This is a genomic window from Listeria floridensis FSL S10-1187 (genome assembly GCF_000525875.1).
Classification (GTDB): domain Bacteria; phylum Bacillota; class Bacilli; order Lactobacillales; family Listeriaceae; genus Listeria; species Listeria floridensis.
In genome coordinates, this window is the sequence record NZ_AODF01000026.1 from 24451 (window position 1) to 47678 (window position 23228).

Annotated in this window: 19 protein-coding genes, 1 tRNA gene, 2 pseudogenes and 1 CRISPR repeat array; of the genes and pseudogenes, 10 read left to right on the plus strand and 12 right to left on the minus strand. The window is 41.7% G+C overall.

What is annotated here, in order from left to right; genetic code table 11:
- Nucleotides 1-5 precede the first annotated feature (5 nt).
- Complete coding sequence (gene rlmD, locus MFLO_RS09815; RefSeq protein ID WP_036097783.1) at nt 6-1397, minus strand: 23S rRNA (uracil(1939)-C(5))-methyltransferase RlmD; 1392 nt, start codon at nt 1395-1397, stop codon at nt 6-8.
- Between the two features lie 117 nt (nt 1398-1514).
- On the opposite strand from rlmD, the gene MFLO_RS09820 reads away from it, so the two are divergent.
- Complete coding sequence (locus tag MFLO_RS09820) at nt 1515-2165, plus strand: deoxynucleoside kinase (protein WP_420912532.1); 651 nt, start codon at nt 1515-1517, stop codon at nt 2163-2165.
- Between the two features lie 26 nt (nt 2166-2191).
- On the opposite strand, the gene MFLO_RS09825 is transcribed toward MFLO_RS09820, so the two are convergent.
- Both MFLO_RS09825 and MFLO_RS09830 read right to left on the minus strand, forming a co-directional pair.
- Nucleotides 2192-2659, minus strand: a complete 468-nt coding sequence (locus MFLO_RS09825; protein WP_036097785.1) for a hypothetical protein — start codon at nt 2657-2659, stop codon at nt 2192-2194.
- Between the two features lie 131 nt (nt 2660-2790).
- The gene (locus MFLO_RS09830; RefSeq protein ID WP_420912533.1) at nt 2791-3636 is read right to left on the minus strand and encodes a YihY/virulence factor BrkB family protein; all 846 of its coding nucleotides are present in this window, start codon (nt 3634-3636) and stop codon (nt 2791-2793) included.
- A 241-nt stretch (nt 3637-3877) separates the two neighbouring features.
- Here MFLO_RS09830 and MFLO_RS09835 point away from each other — a divergent pair, with 241 nt between their 5' ends.
- The 3 genes from MFLO_RS09835 to MFLO_RS09845 all read left to right on the plus strand — a co-directional run bounded on the left by MFLO_RS09835 (nt 3878) and on the right by MFLO_RS09845 (nt 4796).
- Complete coding sequence (locus tag MFLO_RS09835) at nt 3878-4054, plus strand: type II toxin-antitoxin system HicA family toxin (RefSeq protein WP_036097788.1); 177 nt, start codon at nt 3878-3880, stop codon at nt 4052-4054.
- 42 nt (nt 4055-4096) lie between these two features.
- Nucleotides 4097-4483: a type II toxin-antitoxin system HicB family antitoxin gene (locus MFLO_RS09840; RefSeq protein ID WP_036097789.1), complete on the plus strand. Its 387-nt coding sequence runs from the start codon at nt 4097-4099 to the stop codon at nt 4481-4483.
- A gap of 88 nt (nt 4484-4571) precedes the next feature.
- Nucleotides 4572-4796 carry a DUF1128 domain-containing protein gene (locus tag MFLO_RS09845; RefSeq protein ID WP_036097790.1) on the plus strand — a complete coding sequence of 75 codons (225 nt, stop codon included), beginning with the start codon at nt 4572-4574 and terminating at the stop codon, nt 4794-4796.
- Here MFLO_RS09845 and MFLO_RS09850 read toward each other — a convergent pair.
- Together MFLO_RS09850 and map are read right to left on the minus strand one after the other, a co-directional pair.
- A complete protein-coding gene (locus MFLO_RS09850; RefSeq protein ID WP_036097791.1) occupies nt 4793-5593 on the minus strand; it encodes an AAC(3) family N-acetyltransferase in 801 nt (266 codons plus the stop codon). The genes MFLO_RS09845 and MFLO_RS09850 overlap by 4 nt on opposite strands.
- A gap of 60 nt (nt 5594-5653) precedes the next feature.
- Entirely contained in the window at nt 5654-6412 is a 759-nt protein-coding gene (gene map / locus MFLO_RS09855) for a type I methionyl aminopeptidase (RefSeq protein ID WP_036097850.1), read from the minus strand.
- Between the two features lie 198 nt (nt 6413-6610).
- Between map and MFLO_RS09860 the strand changes: the two genes are divergently transcribed.
- Nucleotides 6611-7063, plus strand: coding sequence for a flavodoxin (locus MFLO_RS09860; RefSeq protein ID WP_036097792.1), 453 nt, complete (start codon nt 6611-6613; stop codon nt 7061-7063).
- 95 nt (nt 7064-7158) lie between these two features.
- Here the strand turns inward: MFLO_RS09860 and MFLO_RS09865 are convergent, their stop codons facing one another.
- Nucleotides 7159-7509 carry a hypothetical protein gene (locus tag MFLO_RS09865; protein ID WP_036097793.1) on the minus strand — a complete coding sequence of 117 codons (351 nt, stop codon included), beginning with the start codon at nt 7507-7509 and terminating at the stop codon, nt 7159-7161.
- Nucleotides 7510-7742: 233 nt separating this feature from the next.
- Here MFLO_RS09865 and MFLO_RS09870 point away from each other — a divergent pair, with 233 nt between their 5' ends.
- From MFLO_RS09870 to MFLO_RS09885, 4 genes are all read left to right on the plus strand, one after another.
- Nucleotides 7743-8975, plus strand: coding sequence for an aminopeptidase (locus MFLO_RS09870; protein ID WP_036097795.1), 1233 nt, complete (start codon nt 7743-7745; stop codon nt 8973-8975).
- Between the two features lie 82 nt (nt 8976-9057).
- Entirely contained in the window at nt 9058-10320 is a 1263-nt protein-coding gene (locus MFLO_RS09875) for an MDR family MFS transporter (RefSeq protein WP_036097796.1), read from the plus strand.
- 145 nt (nt 10321-10465) lie between these two features.
- Complete coding sequence (mreBH, locus tag MFLO_RS09880) at nt 10466-11461, plus strand: rod-share determining protein MreBH (RefSeq protein ID WP_036097797.1); 996 nt, start codon at nt 10466-10468, stop codon at nt 11459-11461.
- Nucleotides 11462-11573: 112 nt separating this feature from the next.
- Nucleotides 11574-11645 (plus strand) — tRNA-Arg (locus tag MFLO_RS09885).
- 573 nt (nt 11646-12218) lie between these two features.
- Here the strand turns inward: MFLO_RS09885 and MFLO_RS09895 are convergent.
- Nucleotides 12219-14015 (minus strand): TNT domain-containing protein, encoded by a 1797-nt coding sequence (locus MFLO_RS09895; RefSeq protein WP_051993593.1) that lies wholly within the window; start codon nt 14013-14015, stop codon nt 12219-12221.
- A 523-nt stretch (nt 14016-14538) separates the two neighbouring features.
- Here MFLO_RS09895 and MFLO_RS09900 point away from each other — a divergent pair.
- Nucleotides 14539-15513 carry a MerR family transcriptional regulator gene (locus MFLO_RS09900; RefSeq protein ID WP_036097798.1) on the plus strand — a complete coding sequence of 325 codons (975 nt, stop codon included), beginning with the start codon at nt 14539-14541 and terminating at the stop codon, nt 15511-15513.
- A gap of 178 nt (nt 15514-15691) precedes the next feature.
- A CRISPR array of direct repeats spans nt 15692-16256; the repeat unit is 36 nt; unit sequence GTTTTTGTACTCTTAAAGATTTAGTAGCAGTAAAAC.
- A gap of 264 nt (nt 16257-16520) precedes the next feature.
- Here the strand turns inward: MFLO_RS09900 and MFLO_RS09905 are convergent.
- The 5 genes and pseudogenes from MFLO_RS09905 to MFLO_RS09925 all read right to left on the minus strand — a co-directional run bounded on the left by MFLO_RS09905 (nt 16521) and on the right by MFLO_RS09925 (nt 23208).
- Entirely contained in the window at nt 16521-17609 is a 1089-nt protein-coding gene (locus MFLO_RS09905; RefSeq protein WP_036097800.1) for a DUF871 domain-containing protein, read from the minus strand.
- Nucleotides 17610-17672: 63 nt separating this feature from the next.
- Entirely contained in the window at nt 17673-17981 is a 309-nt protein-coding gene (locus MFLO_RS09910; RefSeq protein WP_036097801.1) for a PTS sugar transporter subunit IIB, read from the minus strand.
- 159 nt (nt 17982-18140) lie between these two features.
- On the minus strand, nt 18141-20828 hold the full coding sequence (locus tag MFLO_RS09915) for a sigma-54-dependent transcriptional regulator (RefSeq protein ID WP_036097802.1): 2688 nt from the start codon (nt 20826-20828) through the stop codon (nt 18141-18143).
- A gap of 91 nt (nt 20829-20919) precedes the next feature.
- Nucleotides 20920-22135: pseudogene (locus MFLO_RS09920) on the minus strand (DEAD/DEAH box helicase).
- 85 nt (nt 22136-22220) lie between these two features.
- Nucleotides 22221-23208, minus strand: a pseudogene (locus tag MFLO_RS09925) (Gfo/Idh/MocA family protein).
- Between the last annotated feature and the right edge of the window lie 20 nt (nt 23209-23228).

Below are 23228 nucleotides of genomic sequence, written 5' to 3' on the forward strand. Positions count from 1 at the left end.
CTGGTTTATTTATTTCGTTTCGGATTAGATTTTAATGTTAGCTTAACCACACATTCAACTTGCGCTGTCATCGGGAACATGTCAATCGGTTGCAGATAGCGAATCCGGTAGCGTTTTTCAAGCACCGCTAAATCCCTTGCAAGCGTAGACGGGTTACAAGAGACATACACGAGTTGCTTTGGTTTTGCAGAAAGAATCGCACGGAGAAGTTCATCATCTAGCCCGACACGCGGCGGATCGACAACCACTGCATCTGGTTTATACCCCTCTTTTTGCCAGTCAGAAAAGACTTGTTCAGCCGCTCCGACAACATATTCAGCATTCTCCACACCATTTTTCAAAGCATTTTCCTGCGCATCAAGAATCGCATCACGAACCGTGTCCATTCCGCGTACTTCACGTACATCTTCCGCAAGCGACAACCCGATTGTTCCCGCGCCGCAGTAAGCGTCAACCAAACTTTCATTTCCAGTGAGCGTGAGCGCATTCCGAACTTCGGCGTAAAGCTTATTTGTTTGGCTTGGATTAAGTTGGAAAAAAGCACGAGCCGAGAGATCAAATTGCTGTTCCATAAGTTTCTCTGTCATTTTGTCTTTCCCTGCGAGCCGAACTGTATCCGCCCCAAAAATCAAAGAAGTTTCATCTGGATTGATATTTTGCATCAACGAGACAATCTCAGGAAACTCTGCCGTAATCCGCGCAACAAGCTCTTCCTTGCCATGGAATTTTTCGCGCGTCGTAACAAGAACCAGTTGGACTTCCTTAGTCTCTACGCCGACGCGCACAACGATCGTGCGGATAACGCCGGTTTTTTTTCGTTCATTGTAAGCTTTGATGCCAAGATCATTCAAGTGATCGCGGACAGCATTTGTGATGCGGACTGTCCGCGGATCTTGAACAAGACAGTCTTCAATCGGAACAAGATCATGACTATTTGCGCCGAATAAGCCGGTTTTAAGCCGACCGTCAAGCATCCGCGCTTGGAACTGACTTTTATTCCGGTAGCGAAACGGTTCGTCCATCCCAATTGTATCGCGGATTTTAAGCTTTTCAATCTTAAAATTCGTATGCTTTTCAAGTGCTTGGATCAGCAAGTCTTTTTTCAAATCAAGCTGACCGCTGTAAGCCAGATGTTGAAGTTCACAGCCACCACAAGTTTCATAAATTGGGCAAGGTGGCACTACGCGCAGCTCGGACTTTCGACGGATTTTTTTCACAAATGCTTCGTTATAATTTTTATGAGTTTTCGTTACTTCGACAATCACTTCTTCACCGGTTAAGGCACCTGGGACAAAGACTACGGCTTGCTTGTAATAACCGATTCCCTCCCCGTTTATTCCCATTCGTTTAATTTTGAGTGGAAACTCCTGTCCCACTTCTACGACCGTCCGATTCACTTGCCTCTCCTCCGTTTCATACTTCATTCATACTATCAAAAAATAGTTGTTTTGTCACCGCTTTTTAGTATAATAGGTAAGTATGGCCAAGGTGAAAAGGAGGCCTGTGTGAAAGGGATGGAAAAAAACGTGATTGTACTTGCAGGAATGATTGGAGCTGGCAAAAGCAGCTACACGGAAATGATCGCACGCGAACTTGATTCGACGGCATTTTATGAAAGCATTCAAGATAATCGAATTTTAGAGATGTTTTATGCTGATCAGGCACGCTGGGCTTTTGCACTTCAAATTTATTTTTTAAATACGCGTTTTCGCAGCATTAAAGCGGCACTGCGCGACCAAAACAACGTGCTTGACCGAAGTATTTATGAAGATGCGCTCTTCACTCAAATCAACTACGAGGAAGGCAACATTTCGGCACCTGAAATGGATACCTACCTTGATTTACTCGACAATATGATGGAAGAACTTGGCTCGCTTCCAAAAAAATCGCCGGATCTCTTAATTTACCTTAGAGGAAGTCTCGATACTGTTCTTAAGCGCATTAAACAGCGCGGCCGTCCGTACGAGCAAATCAATGAGAATCCCAGTCTTTTAGAATATTACAAGCGACTTCATGCCCGCTATGATAGTTGGTTTGAAAGCTATGATAAGAGTGCCACCCTCGTCATTAACATTGATGAACTGGATATTACGAACAGTGAAGACGCTTATCAAGTGATGCAGCAGATTCGAACCAAATTAAAAGAAGTTCATCAATACGAATAAAAGAACCGCGCCGGAGCGCGGTTCTTTTATTTAAAGCGTGATTTTTCATAGTTATACGGGATACTAGATCCGACAAGAACATCTTCAATTTTCTCGATAATCAGCCAATCATCCATCGTCCCTTGATGTTCAAATTCGAGCGACTCAATTTCTTCAACATGATCAAACTCGACAAAGCACAAACATTTTTTATGCCAACACTGAATTTGTTTTTCCGTCAGATTGAGTTTTTCTTGTCTGACATGAAGCGCATCAGTAATTTCTTCGTCGCTGAGTTTTGTCAAATTTTCAACAGCCGTTACTTTTGCCTTAACCGCTATCTCGGTTGTTCCTTTTTCCATAAAATAAAGGGTTTCGCCTTCAAAAACGCGGCTGTGCGGAATTTTGCGACCAGCCGCCCCGCGCACAATCATTGTTTTAGTACCTTGTTTGATTTTATCAAGGACGTGCTCGCCTTTTTTTCCAGCATTATCGGTGTATACGAGATGAATCATCTTTTTTTTCCCCCTTGTTCTATCATTTACTACTATTATACCGAGGTTTTTAAATCCTTTGCTTCCCAAACTTTGCCAATTGGCTCTGAAAATGCGAAAAAAGTGAGAATGTTTACCATTCCCACTTTTCCTTAGTTAATTTCGCCGACAGCTCGTTTTTGTTTCAATATCGCTAAAACCGCGTTCAATTCGCCGCCAATCATCAGAATAATCCCTGTTAAATAAAACCATAACATCAAAATAATAATCACACCGATGCTGCCGTATGTCGCTGAATAGTTTGCGAAATTATTTACATAAAAAGCAAAACCGAGCGAAGCAACCGACCAACCGACTGTTGAAAAGACTGCGCCGGGAAGGACACTGAAAAGATGTGTCCGCTTGGCAGGAGCAACCCAGTATAGAAATACAAACACAACGAAGATCACGATAACCGTAATTACCCAACGAATACTGTTCCAGAAATCTAAGACTTCCTTAGAAACATGCAAGTGATTAAAAATAAAAATTCCGATTTGCTGTCCGAATACAAGCAGTACAAGTGTAACGCCAATTGTAGCAATCATTGCGAGCGTAAAAGCCATGGATAAAAAGCGCTGAATAAAATAATTGCGTCGATCTGTCACATTATAAGCTTTGTTCAGTGCCTTCATCACAGCATTCATGCCATTTGAAGCTGACCAAAGCGTTGCAATAATCCCGATTGAAAGTAAACCGCCGTTTCGGTTAGACAAGAGCGAATCCAAATTAGATTCCAGAAAGTTGATAATCTCTTTTGGCGCGAATTCTTGAATCAAATTAAAAACTGAATCTCGGTCAATATTCAAGTAGGCAAGTAGCGTCGCCGCAATAAGAAGCATCGGAAAAATTGAGAACAGCATGTAATAGGCGAGTTGAGCTGCATTTCCAGAAACATCATTTTTGCTAATTTGCCGAACAATAAAAGAAATAATGCGATAAAAATAATTGGTTTGTATTTTTTTAAACACAGTCTTCTCCCCCTCCCTTTAAACATCCCTGATGAATAAGCAAACATATAATTGCAATCTACATACTACCATTAAAAGATATAAAAGTCATCCGATTTCGATCACTTCATTTTTGCGCTTGTCTCACACTTCCCCTATTAAAAGATCAGTGTTAGATTTGACATACGCGCATTAAATGCGTATAATAAAATCGAAAGAGGTGAAACGATTTCCGCTGACATCCAAACAAATGGTGAAACTACTTCATAGAAACGGTTTCCACAAAGTCGTACAGCATGGAATTCATTTGAAGATGTACAGCCCTTTTACGAAGCAAACTGTGATAGTACCTATGCACAACAATGAACTTGGAAAAGGTCTTGAACGAAGTATACTCAAGCAAGCTGGACTTATTTCTCAGAAATAATTTCGATGAAAGCTACCGTTAACGATTAAAGGAGGATGGAACATGGCAATTAATGTCTTATATCCGGCAACGATTGAAGAAGATGGCTCTTTCTTTTTGATTAAATTTCCCGATATTCCAGAAGCCATGACACAAGGGGAAACACTTAAACAAGCATTTGAAATGGCGGAAGAGGTTCTTGGTTTAAGTCTTGAAGATAAAAATGACTTTCCAAAACCAAGTGAGATCAAGGATGTTAGACGGCAATTTCCTGACAAAGAAGTAGCCTTGATCGGACTTGATCTTGCAGCTTATCGTAGAAAATATCATTCAAAAACAATTCGAAAAAATGTCACGATTCCAGAATATTTAGCTCAAATTGCTGAAGAAGAACGGATTAATTTTTCGCAAACATTAACCGAAGCACTTAAAGAAAAGCTCAAAATTTAATCATTGATTAAAAGAAAAGGAGTATTACTCGACAGATGCCGAAAGACCAAATACAATAGGAGATATCTTATATTAAAGGGGAAGAAAAATGAATTTGGAACAGCCCAGTCAAGAAAATGTTAATTTTATGCTAAATCAAATTACGGATAAGCTCAAAATGGTCAATGCTTCGGTTTTTGATCACTTAGAAGCGGATCAAGTAAACTACGAACTGCTTCATGATCTTTATCAGCTGATTGATCGCAAATCTTCATTCAGCCCACGTGAAATGCAGATGTTTGCCGAAGAACTTCGAGCGATTAGAAAGGCTTAGCGGTCAAAGTAAGAAGCCGCAAAGTCGACTATTTCTTTCATTTTATACACTTTTGAAGGCGCAAGCGCGATTGTTTGTTTATGATCGCCATGCGTCTTTTCATATGCCTCGCCCACCTTGATGAATTGATCACTGTCATAGGCTTTTTCTTGATAGTATTTTCTGACGCGTTTGCCATTTTCAATCACAGCTGCATTGGCTGTTTTAAGCGGAATTTTACTCGAAAGTTCTTCCGCCAAGTGAAGCGATGTATTTTTGTCATTGTCAACGCCGAACAAAATGATTTTGCTTGCTTCGATTTCGTAAAGTTTCCCAAGAGGCGAGTTTTTCCCAAATCCATGTTCTAAGGTTTGTCCTTCAAGAATCCAGTCCGCATGTTTGCCCCACGCTGTGAAGGAGTAGTATGGATGCTCGCTTCGCTTCACATCTTTAAGTGCTCGAAACGTCTCTGCAATGACGCCCATATTGGCACTTGGCGTCCTATCTTTATCATACACGGGCGTTTCAGCTTGAATTGTATCCCACCATTCTTCTGGAACCGGCGGATTTTCCCAATCTTTTGGATCGCTAAGCCCAGCTGTTTGAGCCGGCATCACGAGTGTCCCCTCTTCTGTCAAAAGCGACTGCAGCGCATCAATCACAGCAATTGCCCCGCCGCAAACCCATCCTGCTTGCGAAAGCGAAGCATGAAAGATAATTGAGTCCCCTTTTTCGATTCCGACTGCTGCAAATTCTGCTTGGAGACGGGTCACTGTGTAAGGCATAGTCGAACGATGAATCGATGCTTTTTCACTCATAAAAATTCCCCTTTTTCAGAAAAAAGCTGCAACAAAATTTCGCTGCAGCTTTTCTTATTTTTATTCATTTTCGCCTTGATAAGTTAAGATTTCCGGTCCGTTTTTTGTGATCGCAATCGTGTGCTCGTATTGTGCAGAAAGTGAACCATCAACGGTTCTTGCTGTCCACCCGTTGTCATCCATTTTCGCTTTCCAGCCGCCGATGTTGACCATTGGTTCAATTGTGATCACCATGCCTTCTTTAAGACGCGGTCCCTTGCCTGCTTCACCGTAATGCGGTACTTCAGGTTTTTCATGCAAAGTAGGTCCAATTCCATGACCGATAAATTCGCGAACTACACTCAAGTTTTCGCCCTCCACGTAGGTTTGAATTGCATGACCGATGTCGCCAATCCGGTTGCCGACTTGCGCCTGTTCAATACCGAGGTAGAGCGATTTGCGTGTTACTTCCATTAAGTGCTTCACTTCGTCAGAAACTTCGCCTACTGCATAGGTCCATGCTGAGTCTGCAAGCGCTCCGTGATAATTTACTACCATATCAACTGTGATAATATCTCCGCTTTTCAGTTCTTGTTTGCGCGGAAATCCGTGACAAATTTCATCATTTATACTTGCACAAGTCGCATATTCGTAGCCTTCAAAACCTTTTTGTTCTGGAGTTGCGCCTTGACTGCGTAAATATTTATCTGTGAAAACTTCAATATCCCAACTCGTAATGCCGGGTTTAATCATTTTTGCAATTTCTTTATGTGTATCAACTAAAATTTCGCCTGCTCTTTTCATTTCATCAATTTCGCGGCGTGATTTAAGTGTTATCATTTCGTTCTTCATCCTCTCCTCGAAAATCCACTATCCTTAATTATAACGCTAGACGGTTAGAAAAGAAAGTATTCTGCAAAAAAAGGTTGCAGAATCTCACGAGACATTTATAATAGAAGTATTAGTGAATCCAAGTTGATAAGTTATCCATTTTGAATAGCTTTTTCACAAAAATCTTCAGAAAATGGTGGTATACAAATGGCAAAAGTGATGATTGTTTACGCAAGCATGACGGGAAATACACAAGAAATCGCTGACATTCTTGGTGAAGAACTCGAAAAATACGATATCGAAGTTGAAATTGAGGAATGTATTAATGTTGAACCGGAGGAACTGCTTGACTATGATGGCGCGCTAATTGGTGGCTATACGTATGATGATGGTCAACTTCCAGATGAGTTCGTTGATTTCTATGAAGACATGGCAGATGTTGATTTTTCCGGAAAAGTTTGTGCTTCTTTCGGTTCTGGCGACACATTCTATGATGAATTCTGCTTAACGGTTGATCTCGTTGAAACACGTCTAAAAGAGCAAGGCGCAACGGTTCCGGTTGAGGGACTAAAAGTTGACCTTGATCCAGATGAAGACGATGTGGAACGCGCAGAAGTTTACGCAAAGAAATATGTCGATGTACTGCTTGCAAATGAATAAAGCCAAAAAACCAGGTGCCAAGGCGCCTGTTTTTTTATGTAAAACGCAGTTGATGAAATTTCAGCATTTCAAGTAAACAATGCGAATGTCTGATTTCACTTTTGCTTTCGTGGAATAAAGACAAACAATGCCAAAATGCTACATACGGTGCACGCTACTGGTCGAAGGAACATCCACGATGCATAAACCGGCTCCATGAAAAAGCCGCTAAAGGCAAGCAATCCCCATAACACAACAGCAATGACGCTTAAGTTCCGATTGTTTTTCCCGAAGAAATACAGCACACTCGCGATAATCATTCCAGGCGTAATAATATAACCGAAGACTTCCATCGCCCGGTCGGAAATGTTAAATATGTTGATTTGTACGGTATCCGCAATGGTAAATTGATTGGCCAAGCCTACAATGGCAATGACTACGGATAATAAGCTGATAAATATTCTCATAATTCATCCCATTCCGTTTTCTTTTCATTATACCAAAAATTTGGTCCAGAGGGATACAGATTTACTAGGGGGACTTGGAAATCCTAAGCGGATATGTTGTCGCTCTTTTCAGCAAAAGGTGAAAACTTCTTAGCCTGTGTCAGAATTTATCGAAATCGCTTGCACTGGCGTTGCTTTCCTGTTCGTTTTGAGATACTATTATTTTATGATCTTTCAAAGAGAGGTGTGACGTTATGTCATCATTTAATGAAAAATTGGAAAAATACGCTGAACTTATCGTGAAAACGGGTGTAAATGTTCAGCCTGATCAAAAAGTTGTGATTAATTCAAGTATTGAATCTGCCCCGCTTGCGCGGTTAATCACGAAATACGCATTTTTAGCGAAAGCTAGCGATGTGATTATCAACTGGAGCGATGAAGCTGTTACGCTTGAACGCTATAAGGGCGCTCCGTTAAAAACGTTTGAAACAGCTCCTCGGCACCGTGTCGCTGAACGAACAGAGCTTGCTAAGGAAGGCGCTTGTTTTATTTCTATCGTTTCTGAGGACCCAGACCTGTTAAAAGGTGTGGATGGCGAAAAGATTTCTGCTGGGCAAAAAGCAATGGGCGCCGCTCTTGTCGAGTTCCGCGAAATCATGATGGCGAACATTGTGAGCTGGACTGTTGTTGCGGCTGCATCAAGTGGCTGGGCTCAAAAGGTATTCCCTGATCTTCCGGAAGCAGAACAAGTTCCGAAACTTTGGGAAACGATTTTTGAAACAACTCGAATTAATACTGAAAACCCGATTGCAGCTTGGAAAGCGCATGATGATACACTAAACGCGAAAGCTACTTCATTAAACGAAAAACAATTTAAGACGCTACATTATACAGCTCCGGGAACAGATCTTTATATCGGATTACCGAAAGATCACCTTTGGGTCGGAGCGGGCAGTTACAATGAAAAGGGACATGAATTTATGGCGAATATGCCAACGGAAGAAGTTTTCTGCTGTGCTGAAAAGACAAGCGTAAACGGCTATGTTTCTAGCACAAAACCGCTTAGCTATGCAGGAAACATTATTGATAATTTCACACTGACATTTAAGGACGGTAAAATTGTCAAAGTCGAAGCTGAGAAAGGTCAAGCGATCTTAGAAGATTTGGTTTCAACAGACGAAGGTTCTCACTATTTAGGTGAGGTTGCGCTCGTTCCTGATCCATCGCCAATTTCGCAAAGCGGCATTCTCTTCTATAATACGCTGTTTGACGAAAATGCTTCAAATCACTTGGCAATCGGAAGTGCTTATGCTTTCAATATTAAAGGCGGAGAAAACATGTCGCGTAAAGAGCTTGATGCGCGCGGTGTGAATACAAGTCTTGTACACGTTGATTTCATGATCGGGTCTAGTGAGATGGATATCGACGGTGTGACTGAAAGCGGTGAAACTATCCCTGTCTTCCGCGGCGGCGACTGGGCCTTCTAATTCTTTTTCTTTGTACATATGCCGATTCGTTTCTTTTCATAAAAGAGAAACTTGAAAACTCGAATCGAAAGAAGGTATATGGATGAAATTTAAAGATTGGGATATAAATTTAAAAGTGCGTTTATTTGGGGAAGCACTGCTTGATATTTCTTTTTGGACGGTCTTTCCCTTCTTAACGCTTTATTTTTCTGATTCGCTTGGACGCACGCTGACTAGTATGCTTCTAATCGTCTCACAAATTTTAGCAGTGATTACAGGACTCCTCGGCGGCTATTTTGCGGATACGTATGGCAGAAAGCGGATGATGAGTATTTCTGTAATTGGTGAAGGCATCGGCTTTTTGATTTTCGCACTTGGCGCAACTCATTGGGTCGACTCCCCTTACCTCTCGTTTTTCGGCTTTACACTTGCGAGTATCTTTATGTCGTTTTATCAACCTGCAAGTCAGGCGATGATCGCAGATGTGGTCGATCCTCGCTACCGGAGTCATGTCTATTCAATTTTTTATATGATGATCAATGTAGCCGTTGTTATCGGACCGATTCTTGGCTCGATTGTCTTCCATGACTTTACGGTTGAGACATTGCTTGCCATTGCCTTTTTTGACCTCGTTTTATTGTTCTTACTGCAAAAATTCGGTCATGAAACGGCTCCGCTTGCTCTAAATCCTGAGCTTCGCAAAGCGCAAAGCGACAAATCGCTTGCAACTGTTCTTTTAGAGCAAATTAAAAATTATAAATTGATTTTTAAAGATAAGATTTTTTTCCTTTATATTTTAGCAGGTGTGATCATTGCACAAGCGACGATGCAGCTTGATTTGCTATTCCCGCTTTTTATTAAAGAAGTGATTGGTGAATCGACACTTTTTGGAATCACTCTTTCCGGCGAACGACTTTTTGGAATCGTGGTTTCAATCAATGGATTTTTCGTTGCGGCTTTGACTGTCATTGTTTCGCGCCTTATGAGCCGTTATCGTGAAAAGCTCGTCTTTATGAATTCTTCTTTTCTTTACGGCGTAGCTCTCTTCTTGTTCGCTGCTGTTGCCACTCCGTGGGGAGCGATTATTGCTATCATCTTGTACAGCTTTGCCGAACTGATGACAGTTGGAATTCAACAAAATTTCGTTTCAAAATTGGCGCCTGAGGATAAACGGGCAATGTATTTTTCAGCAGCTGGTCTTCGGTATACGCTTGGAAAAGTCATCGCTCCGTTTGCCATCACCATCTCGGCATTCATCGGCTATTTCTTTACGTTTATCATTATCGCCGTGCTTGCTGTTATTAGTGGAATTATTTACTACGTAATGTACAGCCAATATGAAAGAAGTTCGCGAGCACTCAAGTAAAAAGAGTGCTCGTTTTTTTGTTTATTTAACAATTTCGTATCATTTTATTACTTTTCGTTTAGCTAAAAAGATGATAGGGAAAAGACACTAGGACGAATTTTTTAAACTGAAAAAAAATGTTAGAGTTAGAAAGTTAGGTGTATAAATGTTTGGGACAACTACTATTGGTATTGATTTAGGAACGGCGAACATCCTGGTGTATAACAAAGAAAAAGGTATTATTTTAGATGAACCTTCTGTTGTTGCTGTAGATACGCGCACGAAGGAAGTTATTGCTTTCGGGCATGAGGCAAAAGAAATGACTGGGAAAACTCCTGCTAATATCGCCGTAATTCGGCCAATGCGCGAAGGGGTAATTGCTGATTTTGATGTCACAAGTGGATTACTGCAGCACATTATGAGGCGAATCAGTGCGAAAGAAAGTCAACTGCGCAAACCCAATGTCATTGTTTCGACACCGAGCGGAGCAACCTCTGTTGAACGTCGAGCGATTCATGATGCAGTACAAGCTATCGGCGCAAAATCGGTTGTTTTAATGGAAGAACCTGTTGCAGCGGCAATCGGAGCTGATTTGCCGGTTGAAGAACCCGTTGCGAATACGATTGTTGATATCGGCGGCGGCACGACTGAGATTGCTATTATCTCATATGGCGGGATTGTATCGAGCACTTCGATTCGAACTGGCGGAGATCATATTGACGAAGAAATCATCAATTATATTCGCAAGCAGTATAATTTGTTAATCGGAGAGGCAACGGCTGAACGCGTTAAAAAAGAGCTTGCTTATGCACCGATTCCACATGAGGAAATTCGCACGGAAATCCGTGGACGCGATCTTGTCACGGGGCTTCCGGAAACAATTACCATTACATCAAGTGAAATCCAAAGTGCGATTGAAGAGTTGCTTGAACGCGTACTTGAGGCCATTCGGATGACACTCGAAAAATGTCCAGCTGAGTTAAGCGGAGATATTGTTGACCGTGGTATTGTGATAACAGGTGGCGGATCACTGATCAAAGGCTTCCAGGAGTGGCTTGTGAGCAAGATTGACGTTCCGGTACATATGGCACCAAATCCACTAGAATCCGTTGCAATCGGCACAGGAAAATCGCTCGGCTACATTAAAGCAATGACAAAATGAAGAAATTGAGCCTGCCAGCCTAGTGTTGGTGGGCTTTTCTCTTGTAAAAATTGAAGGTTTTTGCTAGACTAATTTTGTTGGGCTTCTTTCTGAAAGCCTCCCTAACAAACTTGTCCCCTTAGTAAAAAGGATATTACAAGACCCTCCTAAGGTTTAGTTGCAGGTTCGATTCCTGCAGGGGACGTTATATAGCATACAATAAAGTGTTGTTTAAGAACGAGTTTCGCATGTTAGCGAAGCTTGTTTTTTTGTTTTGTAAGCTGAAATGTTCGATGACACTAAGCATTTTATAATACAAACAATCGCCTTTTCGAATGGTAGGTAAATAGATATAAAAAACCTTATCTAAAATGAGGGGTTGTCGTTTCGTTTAGCAAAATACACGTGCGGAACTCTAACTAAGTGTTTTTTATCCAAGTATTAAAAATTGATAATGTGTGGGAATACCGTCCTCGCAAAAAACAAACGGCAAAAGCCTAAGCTCATGCCGTTTTGTTTTAATTGTTTAATATCTTTTCTAGTCGTGTCCTTTCAATGAAATCCAATAGAGCATCTGACTCATTATCATATTTAGCTACCGATGTATCTACAATTGCTGCTCTTTCGTCCGCAGCAGCAACAAACCATTTGTTAAATTCTTCGTAGATCACTATATCACCTGGTTGTATGGAGCCTTCACCAAACCAGTTATATTGTTTAATTTTTTTCGTCCTGCAAGATTTTTTTTTGCTTCATCTTTCGTCATCATCTGCACTCCTCAATGTATTTTTTTAAGTAGCCCAAGTCCTTCTAACTGTTCCACGGAAAGGGGCAATTTAATCTGTAATCCCCCACCAGAAGAATCAAAGCCTGGTGCAATCTTTCCAATCTCTGCTTGGAGTTTTGAATAATCTCCTTGCATATATTTTTTTACAGTCGCTTCTACTTTAGTTTTAAGCTCTTGGTTTGTACAGTTATCGATATAGGATTTTACGTTAGAAAAATCCCCTACCACCTCATATTGATGATATTTTGAACTATCTTCTAAGAAGGGGAGCGATCGTTCATCATATGAATATTTTACTCCATTTTTAACCGGAGAAGTGTATGTACCATCCGCTGGTCCATAACGATCAAGCACATCTTTTATTCGAGGTACATGTTTTTCTTTCATTATCTTACCATCTATCGTCGTCATATAACCACCATTAGGAACCTGTTTCCAATCTATTCTCCCTTCTGAAGAAAGAACATTTGAACTTTTAGGTATTTGAATATCTTCCGGCCACTGTCCAGTTTCTTTGAATCTTTTTGCTAAGTCAGCCTCTATATTTTCTAGATATTTTATAAGTTCATCGATATTACATTTTGCTTGCTTAAATAGCTGAGAATCATAAATTCTTCCATCCTTGCTTCCACCAAGATTCAAGTCAAATTCCTGCATCACTTTCTTCAGTACCTTTTGGCTGTTTCCATTCACCGGAACAGCTCCAACACCTGGCACCGCGAGTTGTCCACGTGGCGGAAGATTCAAGCTATCACCTAGACGGTTGAGCTCTTTCTTAACCACTGTCTTACCTGTATGTACCGGTTCTTTTAAAGCCGCTTTTAGTCCTCTTATTCGCGTAAGCGCCATTTTGTTCCCTTGCACGACAAGATCGTTCACATTTTTCAATGGCGGACGCATCAGTCGTTCCAGCGCTGAACCTGTTGGAAGCCCCTTGATTCCGGCAGAAAAAGCCTTCACTGCTGGAAGCATATCCGCAACGGATAACGCCCCTCTCATCGCTCGTTCGGAAGTCTCAAGCTCTCTGCCACTTACCCAGTCTTTTCCCGAAATTGCCGTACCAAGCTCCAAACTGCCATACGCCGCCCCGATCGCCAGTCCGGCAGGCGGACAGAAAAGCGCAACCCCAACAATGCCCACGGTCACGATGACATTCACCCAAAACTCTTTCTTCTGCTGTTCGTCCTTGATCGACGTATACGCAAACGCTCGCGTGTTCAGCATCGCCGCTCGAAAATCGTTCTCTGAAACCGTCTCATCCGGATTCAACTTCTTCCATTCCTGAAACTGGTTTTTCAACTCGTCTGCATAAAAATTACTCCCACTAAACAAGTCATCCATGGTCACTTCTGTTTTCGGCACTTCCCGCTGTTCCTGCGTATAGCTATTCACAAAAACTGTTTCCGTCTTCGTCGCCCCAATCCGATTCGTCGTGGTAAACTTGGAGGCATCCAAGTTCCGCATGCCTTCCACAAATCGATCTAGATCTTCAAAAAACGGCTGATCAATTTTGGTATGAACAAGTTCACCCACCCGCCCAGAAAACCGATGAAGCACCTCAAAATCTTCAAACACGGATTGAAGCTCTTTTTCTGAACTCGTATGACGGAATGAAATCGCCCCATCACAATCCAAATCGCGAATCATTTCCTCGACATCGTCCAAGTTCTCGGACGCTTTCTTTAGCTCATCAATGGCCCCTTTTCCCCAAACGCCTTTCCCGATTAAGTTCCCGATACTCTCATGCGCACGGTCAAAATCATCTTCCTTGTACTCAACATCTTTCATGCTGTACACTCACCTCTTTGTTGTATTCTAGTTGTACGTTTCCAGTGTAACATACGACGCGGGATATACATGTGACTATTTGATGAAATCGTCTAGTAACAAGACAAAAATGGCATAAAAAATAACCCCATCCATTCGGACAAGGTCAACTCATAATCCGTTACTAAATCTCGAAGAGTACAAAAACCTCAAAATAAACGTCTTTAGATTAAAGTCTCGCTCTATAGCAGTATTTTAGCAGGAAATCAGATTTCTGTCTTTTATACTAATCAGATGTTTACTGCCAAAGTAACGATGCCTACAATTGTAACGAGTACCAACGCTTACTCGTTTTCATACCAATCATTTCGCTGTTTTCTCCATTTTTCAAAGCAAGCACATCTGAATAGAAACTAATTCATCCAAGTCCTCGCTCTTTTTTACAAAAAAAGCTACGGTCTTTTTCTCAGAAAGTCTTGACGCTTCCTTTAGGGAAGCGCTTATAATAGAGACAGACTATACGGAAAGAAGGGATAGGGAAACTATGGATAATAACTTGATTAAAATTAGAGATGTTTCGGTGAAATATGATGTGACTGCGCGTACTTTGCGTTATTATGAGGATATGGGGCTCCTCGATAGCACTCGGAGCGAGGATGTCGCTTACCGAATGTATGATGAAAAAGCTGTGAGACGACTTGAGCAAATTTTGATTTTGCGCAAACTGAATATTAGCATTAAAGATATTAAGCGCATTTTTGATGCTTCCGGTTCTGAGGTTGTATTAGATGTGCTCGGGAAAAAAGTCGACAGTATTGATGATGAAGTCGCTCTTTTACATGAACTGAAAGATATTGTGCTCGATTTCATTCAAGAAATAGAAAAAATGAACTTTGCCGACAATTCCGATATTAAAGAACTGTACGACAAGGCGAAAGACATTGAAACTCAATTTGTTAGCGTAGACTATATCGGCAAGCCATCCAATGTCAATCGTTTAATCGAAATAACAAGTAAGCTCGATAAGAAAGTACCTGATGTTATGGTAGTCAGAGTTCCGGAATTTAAAGCCGTGTCGTCCGGTGAGCACTCCTGGGAAGAAATTTTTAAAGAAGGAGGCTATATGTTCCAACTTTGGCAGCATTATAATCTGTTTAAGACCGTTATTTTTGATTGTTTAGATTTTACACTCGCGAAGGAAGATCGCGGAGAAATGATTTGTGCGGTGAAAGACGAAGTGGTTCAAGCAGATGTTGCTCCTTTTGAATTGATTGATTTCCCAGGTGGATTGTATGCCATGGCCGTTAGTATTGATGAAGATGATGAAAGTATTGAAAAAGTACATAAAAAAATCCATAAGTGGCTTGAAACCACTAATTTTGAACTCGATGATACCCGTAGCTTCATGTTCAATATGCCTTACCTCGACGAAGAAAATCTTCACCAGCAAGATATTGAGAAGGGACTGGGTTATAGGCAAATGCAGCGGTATGTCCCTATCAAGCTGAAAGAAGACTAACAAATTTGTACGTTTTTCAAAACTATGGGGAGAATCGTTAGAACAAGGCACGAAATATTTTATCCTGGTTGCAAATGGAGAAAAATGAACCATCTGATTATTAGAAAAGACAAAATGGGATTTTATGCTAGAATATTGCTATAGAGCCAAATCTCAATCTAAAGACGTTTATTTTGAGGTTTTTGTACTCTTAAAGATTTAGTAGCAGTAAAACAATCCGAGGAAAAAATAAAACAGGGTAAACGTTTTTGTACTCTTAAAGATTTAGTAGCAGTAAAACAAGCAGGCCGGACATTCAAAGGAACGTTTGGTTTTTGTACTCTTAAAGATTTAGTAGCAGTAAAACGACTTATTGAACAAGTTGGCAAGCGGTAAGGTTTTTGTACTCTTAAAGATTTAGTAGCAGTAAAACAATTCAATAGTATCATTATCATAGTAATCAGTTTTTGTACTCTTAAAGATTTAGTAGCAGTAAAACAATTCAATAGTATCATTATCATAGTAATCAGTTTTTGTACTCTTAAAGATTTAGTAGCAGTAAAACAGAACAACAGAAGAATCAATCAAAAACGGGGTTTTTGTACTCTTAAAGATTTAGTAGCAGTAAAACTTAGTTCGAAAAATAAGACTTTCGAGCTTAGTTTTTGTACTCTTAAAGATTTAGTTGCAGTAAAACTTCTGAATTAGAAATTATTGATAGATATGAAGTTTTTGTACTCTTAAAGATTTAGTAGCAGTAAACTCTTTATGATTAAGGCAGATACTTTTCTTAGTTTTTTCAACAAAGTTAACGCTCTTTACTAGGGGTAGTTGTGTTTTTGTACTTTTTACGATTTTAGTAGCAATAAAATCAGTTTGTCCTTTGGTTCGGTCTAAATGGTTGAATGAATTCCTAGGGCAAAAGAGATGGTGGAAATATGCAACCATCTCTTTTTTATGTTTATCACGATAAAAAAAACCGCCTCCCCTAGACGGGAAAGCGGTTTTCGATTGTTTCATTTCAGCTGTTATTTCTTCTTCTCTACTAAACGGAAATGCTGCCAAGGGCGAATTGTTTCAAGTAAATAGCGTTCTTCTGGAACGATACGTGCAACAACGTTTGTATTGCCGGAATTTTCCATTGCTTGAAGTGCTACTTGCATTTCGCCTTTATAGCGCTCATAGCCGTTGTTATCAATTGTCACATCTCCAAGTTCAAGCGAAACTGTATCATGCGGCGCGAAATCAAATTGTTTGTAATTAACACGCGTCATCGTCGAACGAACGACATAGGCCGATACGTCACCGCGATTGAAGTGTTTTTGTGTCAAGACGATTTCTTTCTCAACGTCCGTCGTTCCTTCCAAAAACTCAACGCTTAGTTGAAGTTCGTTGCGGTTTAATTCGCTCAATGCTTTAAGCTCTTCTTCTGATGCAAACATGTTTCCAACGATCACATCATCAATTAAGCCCGTATTCCACAAGTCTTTTGCTTGGACTGCGATATCCATGCCGCGGTGTTCTTCAAGTGTTGGAAGGCCGCCGTCAACGACAAACCATGGGCCGTATTTACCGTGGTTTGATGACACGAATGCCGCCGTGCGAAGGTTTAAGTCTTTAAACTGCTTGCTTGAACGGAGGAAATGCTCGCGTGATAAGGCTGTATAGCGCCGCGGATAAAAGTTGTGGCAACCGATGATGTTTGCGCGGTTCGCTTGGTAACTCAAAATATTGTCTACGTAACGTGTGCCGTTACTAATGTTTAGCTCAATCATCAAATCCGTATCGTCAAATGACATCGCCGCTTCTTCTGAACCGGAAAAACCAAGATCAAGTCTTAGTCCCGATAAACCGATTTCTTTAAAACGATCCAGCTCTTTATAGGTAATATTCAAGGATTCAAAAACGGTTGGATCAACATCGGCAATAACTTCAAACCCAAGTTCGTTTGCACGTTTGCAAATCGTCTCAAGCTTTGCGAATTCTTCTTTGTCGTTCGCAGAAATCAAGCAAGTGAAAATACGGCTGAAACCATATTTTGCTGCCATTTCTACATATTGAAGCGACTCTTCAAGAGCCACATGTTGCGGAAAAACCGAAATTCCTAATTTTCTCATCTTCTAAAATCCTCTCTTTCTTGTAATCCGATTTATTTCAAACGCTTTCAGTTTCTATCAGCCCTATTCTTCCATCATCGTATAGGCTTGATTTAACACATTTTTACCATCCATCGTGCCGTAATCAATCGCATCGATAATTTCAATCGGAATCGAGCGCGCCCCGAATTTGCGTTTGAGGCTTGTAGCTAAAAAGCGAACCTGCGGAGCAAGTAATACCACATCAACTTCTGATGCATGTTTTGAAACATCCGCTTCAGCAACGGCGATTACTTCTGCATCAAGTGCATTCGTTGCAATTTCTTCCTGCATCTTCTTTACTAATAAACTCGATGACATGCCTGCAGAACAAATTAACATAATTTTTTTCACGCTTTTCTACCTCCAACAGCTTTTTTTTGCTGTCTTATTCTTCTTAAGATGCAAGTTTTATGCCAATCAAAATCGGACTAGACAGCATGATCGGCGCATTTAATCTTACACAAGCGCTTGCCGCCAAGTGTGTATCAGATACACACTTGGCAAAAACGCCTATTCGCCGCTTCCCGCTCCAACACGGTTCGCTAGCATCATTTGTGTTAAATAAGCAATTTCAGATTGCGGAATCGTTATTTGATACTCGCGTTCAACGTTCTCCATCATTTGTTGCGTCACTTGCATCTCGACCATGTGCTGTTTCACAAATTCATTTAAATCCGGAAACTCCCGGTCAACGGCGCCAAGCTGCACGCGTTCGATCAGGAAGGCTAGATGAAGTATCATACCGATATCGACACCCGGCTCTAAGATTAAATTAAGCTGGATTTGCAGTTCTGAGATCAGCTTCCGCAAAAAGTAAACCAGTTCTTCAACGGAATCTACGGCTGTTAAGTTTCCGGAAAGTGAAGCAATCAGTTTTTCATAAGGGACTTCATCGCTAATAATTCGTTTCGCAATGTCAAGCCCACCATCGGAAAAGACTTCAAGCGCGCTGAAGAAAGGAATATTTTGATACTCGAATTCCACGGAACCCATAATCGCCAAAATGTTGTATTCTTCCATCAGCTGGTCAATCCGTTCACGGAAAGCGTCTTTATGCAAAAATTGCAGTAAAATAATTTCAACTTTGCTTTCATCAATGATCGGCGCAATTCGCATCCGCAACTGTTCTGCCACGCCTTCGCCGGTAAAGCACGTCAAGATCACAGCATTTTTCGCCGGTTTCGTCCGTAGCACATGCGCTTTGTATTTATTCTCAAACAGCTGTTGGCAGCTTTGATAAATGTCTTCAAGACCGCGGCCGAGCGACGCTTTTCGGATCGCTTCAAGCACAACCGGTGTACTCGTCATCGTCACAGTTTTTGTGCGAATTCCCAGTTCTTCGGTGAGCATATTGCCGAAAGAGGTGAGCGAACCCATATCCGACAATATCAACACGCCTTTTTGCGGATTCAGTTTCAGCACGCGATTTTTCACTTTTTCATACATCGTTTTAACATCCATCGTAAGTGGCATATCAATCGCCGTTCCGCTTTCGATGCTGAGCAGTTCCTGCACCGTTTCGACCATGCTTGATGCGGTACTTCTGCCGTGCATCAAAACGAGTACTTCTACTTGCGATTCGCTGACGAACATTGAATCAACTACTTCTGCGGTTAAGAACATCGTGAGAAAACCGATTTCATCAAACGGAATTTCGATGTTCAGCGCTTGTTCGATCGTCGTCGAAAGTTCAATCGCAACTTGGAACTCTTTAGGATATTTTTTACGGACATTGTTCAGATCTGGATGGACGATATGCTTTTGCTCACGGATTCGCTCGATCGTACTTTGCAGATGAAGCGAAAATGCGAACTTCATTTTATCATTATAGCTTCTTGAAAGCCGTTTTTCTGCGATGTCATAAACTTCTTCCGTCAGCTCCCAAACCTCGGGATCAATGATTTCTTTAGCCGTTTGCTGCGTCGGAAGTTGCACCATGTAGTCGTGAAAATACTGGTCAACGTCCACGTAAAGCTCAGCCTCGAGTTCACTTTGGTCTTTTCCTTCTTTTAGTAGCTCTTCAGCCTTATCTTGGATCGCTTGATAGACATCGTTCAACTCGACGTGCAAATCTTGGCTTGCTTCACTCGCATCAGCAAATTTAAAGATCGTCTTATTAATGTCGATTAAGCGGTTCAGTTTTTCCGGTTCGTCTTTCATGTGAAGCAAACCTTTTTGAACATGAATCGGTAAATCGTCTTGTTCAATTAAAATATAATTGGCGGCCTTTGTTTTATAATGCAGGAAAGCCTTCGCACAAGCTAGTTTCAAATCCCGCTGTAGCTGACCAACGTTGGCACTTGCATGATACAGCAAAAAGGCAATCAAAGCTTGACGATGCACACGAATTGGTTGATTTAACCGCCGCGCTTCTTGCTTTAAAAAGAATTCTACCATTTGGTAACGTTCCTCAAGATTACGTTCTGAAAGCTGAGGCAGCGTAATCGTCATCGGAATTCGTCGCGTAAATGTTTCAAGCAAGAAGTTATCTGGTGATTCAGTTGTTGCTCCAATGATTTCAACTTGTGCCCGGTGCACCTTGGCACTTTCGCCAAGTGGGCGATATTCCCCTTTATCAATAAAGGTAAACAGCATTTCTTGTCCTTCAGGCGGCAAGCGGTGAATTTCATCAAGGAATAGAATCCCTCCGTCTGCTTGTGCAAGCAGACCTTCACGTGTTTCTTCCGCCCCCGTATAAGCACCTTTTACAACCCCAAAAATATGCCCGAACAACAGCTGCGGGTTTTGTGCGTAATCGGCACAGTTAAACGAAATAAACGGAGCTTCACTTGGGATCATCGCCGATTCCTTCGCAAATTGATACATACATTCTGCAAAAAGCGATTTCCCTGTCCCCGTTTTTCCGAGAATTAATGTGTGTAAGCCATTTGGCGGATATAAAATCGCCGCTTTAGCTTGCTGGATACTGACTTTCAAACTTTGCTCAGAACCGATCAAGCGATCAAATGCAGTTCCCTCTGTCTGCTCGTTCTGAATCCCTTCCGCCGCTTGCTGTTTTGCTTCGTAGTAAACCGGCTTCCCGGAAAGTTTGTCAATCTTTTGTTCTTTAAATAAATCGTTCAAATAACGGCTGGCATTTGCTCGGTCCATCCCGAGTTTGCTTGCTACGTCAATCGCGGTAACCTTTTGATTCAGCTCATTTAAAAGCTGTAGCACTTCATCTTTTCTACTCGCCATACCACTCGCTCCTTTAAACTCTCTGCCCCTATTATACACTTTTACACACATAACAAGCAATAGGGTATTTTCAACAAAAAAACCGCTGAATTCAGCGGTTTTTCTTCTTAGAACTGGACTTCGAAACTGGTTTCGCTTGTCCCTTTTTTTGATTGGATTTCTTTTCTGCCATTCCACGCTTCGATTTGTTTTCCTCAGGCAGCGCAAGCCTTCCTTGGAAAAATCGAACAAGCTGACCATCTTTCCCAAGCGCTCGCAAGAATTGCTTCAAGGTACGGATTTCACGCTGATTGACAAACGAAATGACAATCCCGCGTTTCCCCATTCGGCCGGTTCTTCCCGAGCGATGTGTGTATTCTTGTTCGTTTTTTGGCAGATCATATTGAATCACGTAAGGCAAATCGGGAATATCGAGTCCCCGTGCCGCAATGTCTGTTACAACGAGATAAGTCAGCTTTTCGTCTTTAAAGTCACGCAGCATTTTTTTGACGCGTATCTTTGCGGATATCACTATGAATTCCAGCCGCCTTGACCCCATCATATGCGAGCTTATCGAGCAAAATATCCATCCGCGGCTTATCCCTTACAAAGACGAGCGCCCGCATTTCATCAATTTGACTTAACCGCCGAATCAGCGTGGCTTTATCGCGATTTTCGACATCCATATAAAGATGCTCGATATTTTCCGTGGCACGATGTTCCGGCTTCACTTCCATCTCAAGCGGCGTTCTTTCAAACTGCCCGAAAAAGGCTTGCGGCTCCGCTGGGCGCGTCGCCGAAACAAGTACGAGCTCCACATCGCGCTGTGCCCTCCCAACAATTTCAATCGTTTTTTTGCTATTTTCCGGAAGCAAGAGCTGATCCGCTTCATCAAGCGTAATCACTTTTAGTTCATGCATCTTAATTTTCTTTTGCTCGATCAGTTCAAAGACCCGCCCGGGCGAACCGACAATGATTTGCGGTTTTTTCTTAAGCCGTTCAATTTGCCGTTTCACATTCGCCCCGCCGATAATCGCAGCAACCGAAATACCGCTGTTTGAGACCCAAGAGCGAATCGCATCAGCAATCTGCATTACAAGTTCGTGGCTTGGTGCTAAAACAAGCCATTGCAACGCCGGTTTTGCCTCGATTTTCTCAAGCAGTGGAAGCGTATAAGCAACCGTTTTTCCCGTTCCAGTTGGTGAGATCGCGAGGACATCTGCACCGTTTACAAGCGGTTCGTAAAGCGCCGTTTGAATTTCAGTCGGCTCCGCATAGCCGTGTTCTAAAAACGCTTCCTGCCAGCGTTCCATTAATTGATTGTTCATGCTTTTCTCCTCATTCTTTTTTCACATCATACCATAAAAAACGAGCCGCATCACCCTTTTAAAGGAAATGCGGCTCAGAAAAATCTTATTTCTCCGAATCAAAGTAAATGCCATTTTGATGACGCAATTCATTCGAAAGACGCAGCACTTTAATGCCAAGCTCAGCAAGTTCTGTATAACCATCCGTATCGTTTGACGCGATGATTTCCGCAAAGCGAGCTGCTTCAAACTGCATATCATTCGAAATGATCGGTTCGGCAAGTTCAATTTTCTCCTCGCCGTGATTGCCACGAAATGTCAAATTCTCAATCGACGTAAGCGGATCAATGACGAGCGTCCCTTTCTCCCCATAAATTTCACTTTCTAGGAAGGAAGAAGAGGTTTTCCCTTGAATAATCGTCACATTAAAATCGCCGTATTCCAGAATAATCGTGCCCATCGCATCAACACCAGTGCGCATTTTCGTTGCAAAATAATGTGCAGCATCCGGAACGCCGAATAGAGAAACCGCTGAATAAAGCGGATAAACACCAAGATCGACAATCGAACCGCCAGAAAAGTGAAGCGAAAAAAATATTCGGTTCCTCTCCAGAAAGTACGCTGTCATAGCGCGATGAATACTTCATATAAGCAAGCGTTGCTCCGTGTAATTTTCCAACACGTCCCACATTTTCCTTCAATATTTTGAAGTTTGGTTCTTGAATATGCCGCGCAGCTTCAAATAAGAAAACACCGTGTTCGCGAGCCGTCCGATGCGCCGTTTCCAGTTCACCGACCGTTGAAAAAATCGGTTTCTCAACAATTACATGTTTTTCAGCCTTTAAAAACGTCATCGCATGTTCAAAGTGCATACCGTTTGGCGATGCAATATAAACCGCATCAAGCGCGTCACTTTCCGCCATTTCCTTGACATCCGTAAAAAGCATCTGCGTACTGCCATATTTTTCGGCAAAGTCTGCTGCTTTTTCTTCCGTTCGCGAGTAAACTGCCGTAAGCTCCCATTCTCCTGAATTCAGTGCACCTTCAATAAATGCGTCCGTAATCCAGTTCGTGCCCATTATCCCAAGTTTCAGCATATTTCACGCCTCCAATC

Coding starts and splice junctions, on each gene's coding strand:
- MFLO_RS09820 (WP_420912532.1), top strand. CDS start 1,515: ATGGAAAAAAACGTGATTGTACTTGCAGGAATGATTGGAGCTGGCAAA.
- MFLO_RS09825 (WP_036097785.1), bottom strand. CDS start 2,659: ATGATTCATCTCGTATACACCGATAATGCTGGAAAAAAAGGCGAGCAC.
- MFLO_RS09835 (WP_036097788.1), top strand. CDS start 3,878: ATGGTGAAACTACTTCATAGAAACGGTTTCCACAAAGTCGTACAGCAT.
- MFLO_RS09840 (WP_036097789.1), top strand. CDS start 4,097: ATGGCAATTAATGTCTTATATCCGGCAACGATTGAAGAAGATGGCTCT.
- MFLO_RS09845 (WP_036097790.1), top strand. CDS start 4,572: ATGAATTTGGAACAGCCCAGTCAAGAAAATGTTAATTTTATGCTAAAT.
- MFLO_RS09850 (WP_036097791.1), bottom strand. CDS start 5,593: ATGAGTGAAAAAGCATCGATTCATCGTTCGACTATGCCTTACACAGTG.
- map (WP_036097850.1), bottom strand. CDS start 6,412: ATGATAACACTTAAATCACGCCGCGAAATTGATGAAATGAAAAGAGCA.
- MFLO_RS09860 (WP_036097792.1), top strand. CDS start 6,611: ATGGCAAAAGTGATGATTGTTTACGCAAGCATGACGGGAAATACACAA.
- MFLO_RS09865 (WP_036097793.1), bottom strand. CDS start 7,509: ATGAGAATATTTATCAGCTTATTATCCGTAGTCATTGCCATTGTAGGC.
- MFLO_RS09870 (WP_036097795.1), top strand. CDS start 7,743: ATGTCATCATTTAATGAAAAATTGGAAAAATACGCTGAACTTATCGTG.
- MFLO_RS09875 (WP_036097796.1), top strand. CDS start 9,058: ATGAAATTTAAAGATTGGGATATAAATTTAAAAGTGCGTTTATTTGGG.
- mreBH (WP_036097797.1), top strand. CDS start 10,466: ATGTTTGGGACAACTACTATTGGTATTGATTTAGGAACGGCGAACATC.
- MFLO_RS09895 (WP_051993593.1), bottom strand. CDS start 14,015: ATGAAAGATGTTGAGTACAAGGAAGATGATTTTGACCGTGCGCATGAG.
- MFLO_RS09900 (WP_036097798.1), top strand. CDS start 14,539: ATGGATAATAACTTGATTAAAATTAGAGATGTTTCGGTGAAATATGAT.
- MFLO_RS09905 (WP_036097800.1), bottom strand. CDS start 17,609: ATGAGAAAATTAGGAATTTCGGTTTTTCCGCAACATGTGGCTCTTGAA.
- MFLO_RS09915 (WP_036097802.1), bottom strand. CDS start 20,828: ATGGCGAGTAGAAAAGATGAAGTGCTACAGCTTTTAAATGAGCTGAAT.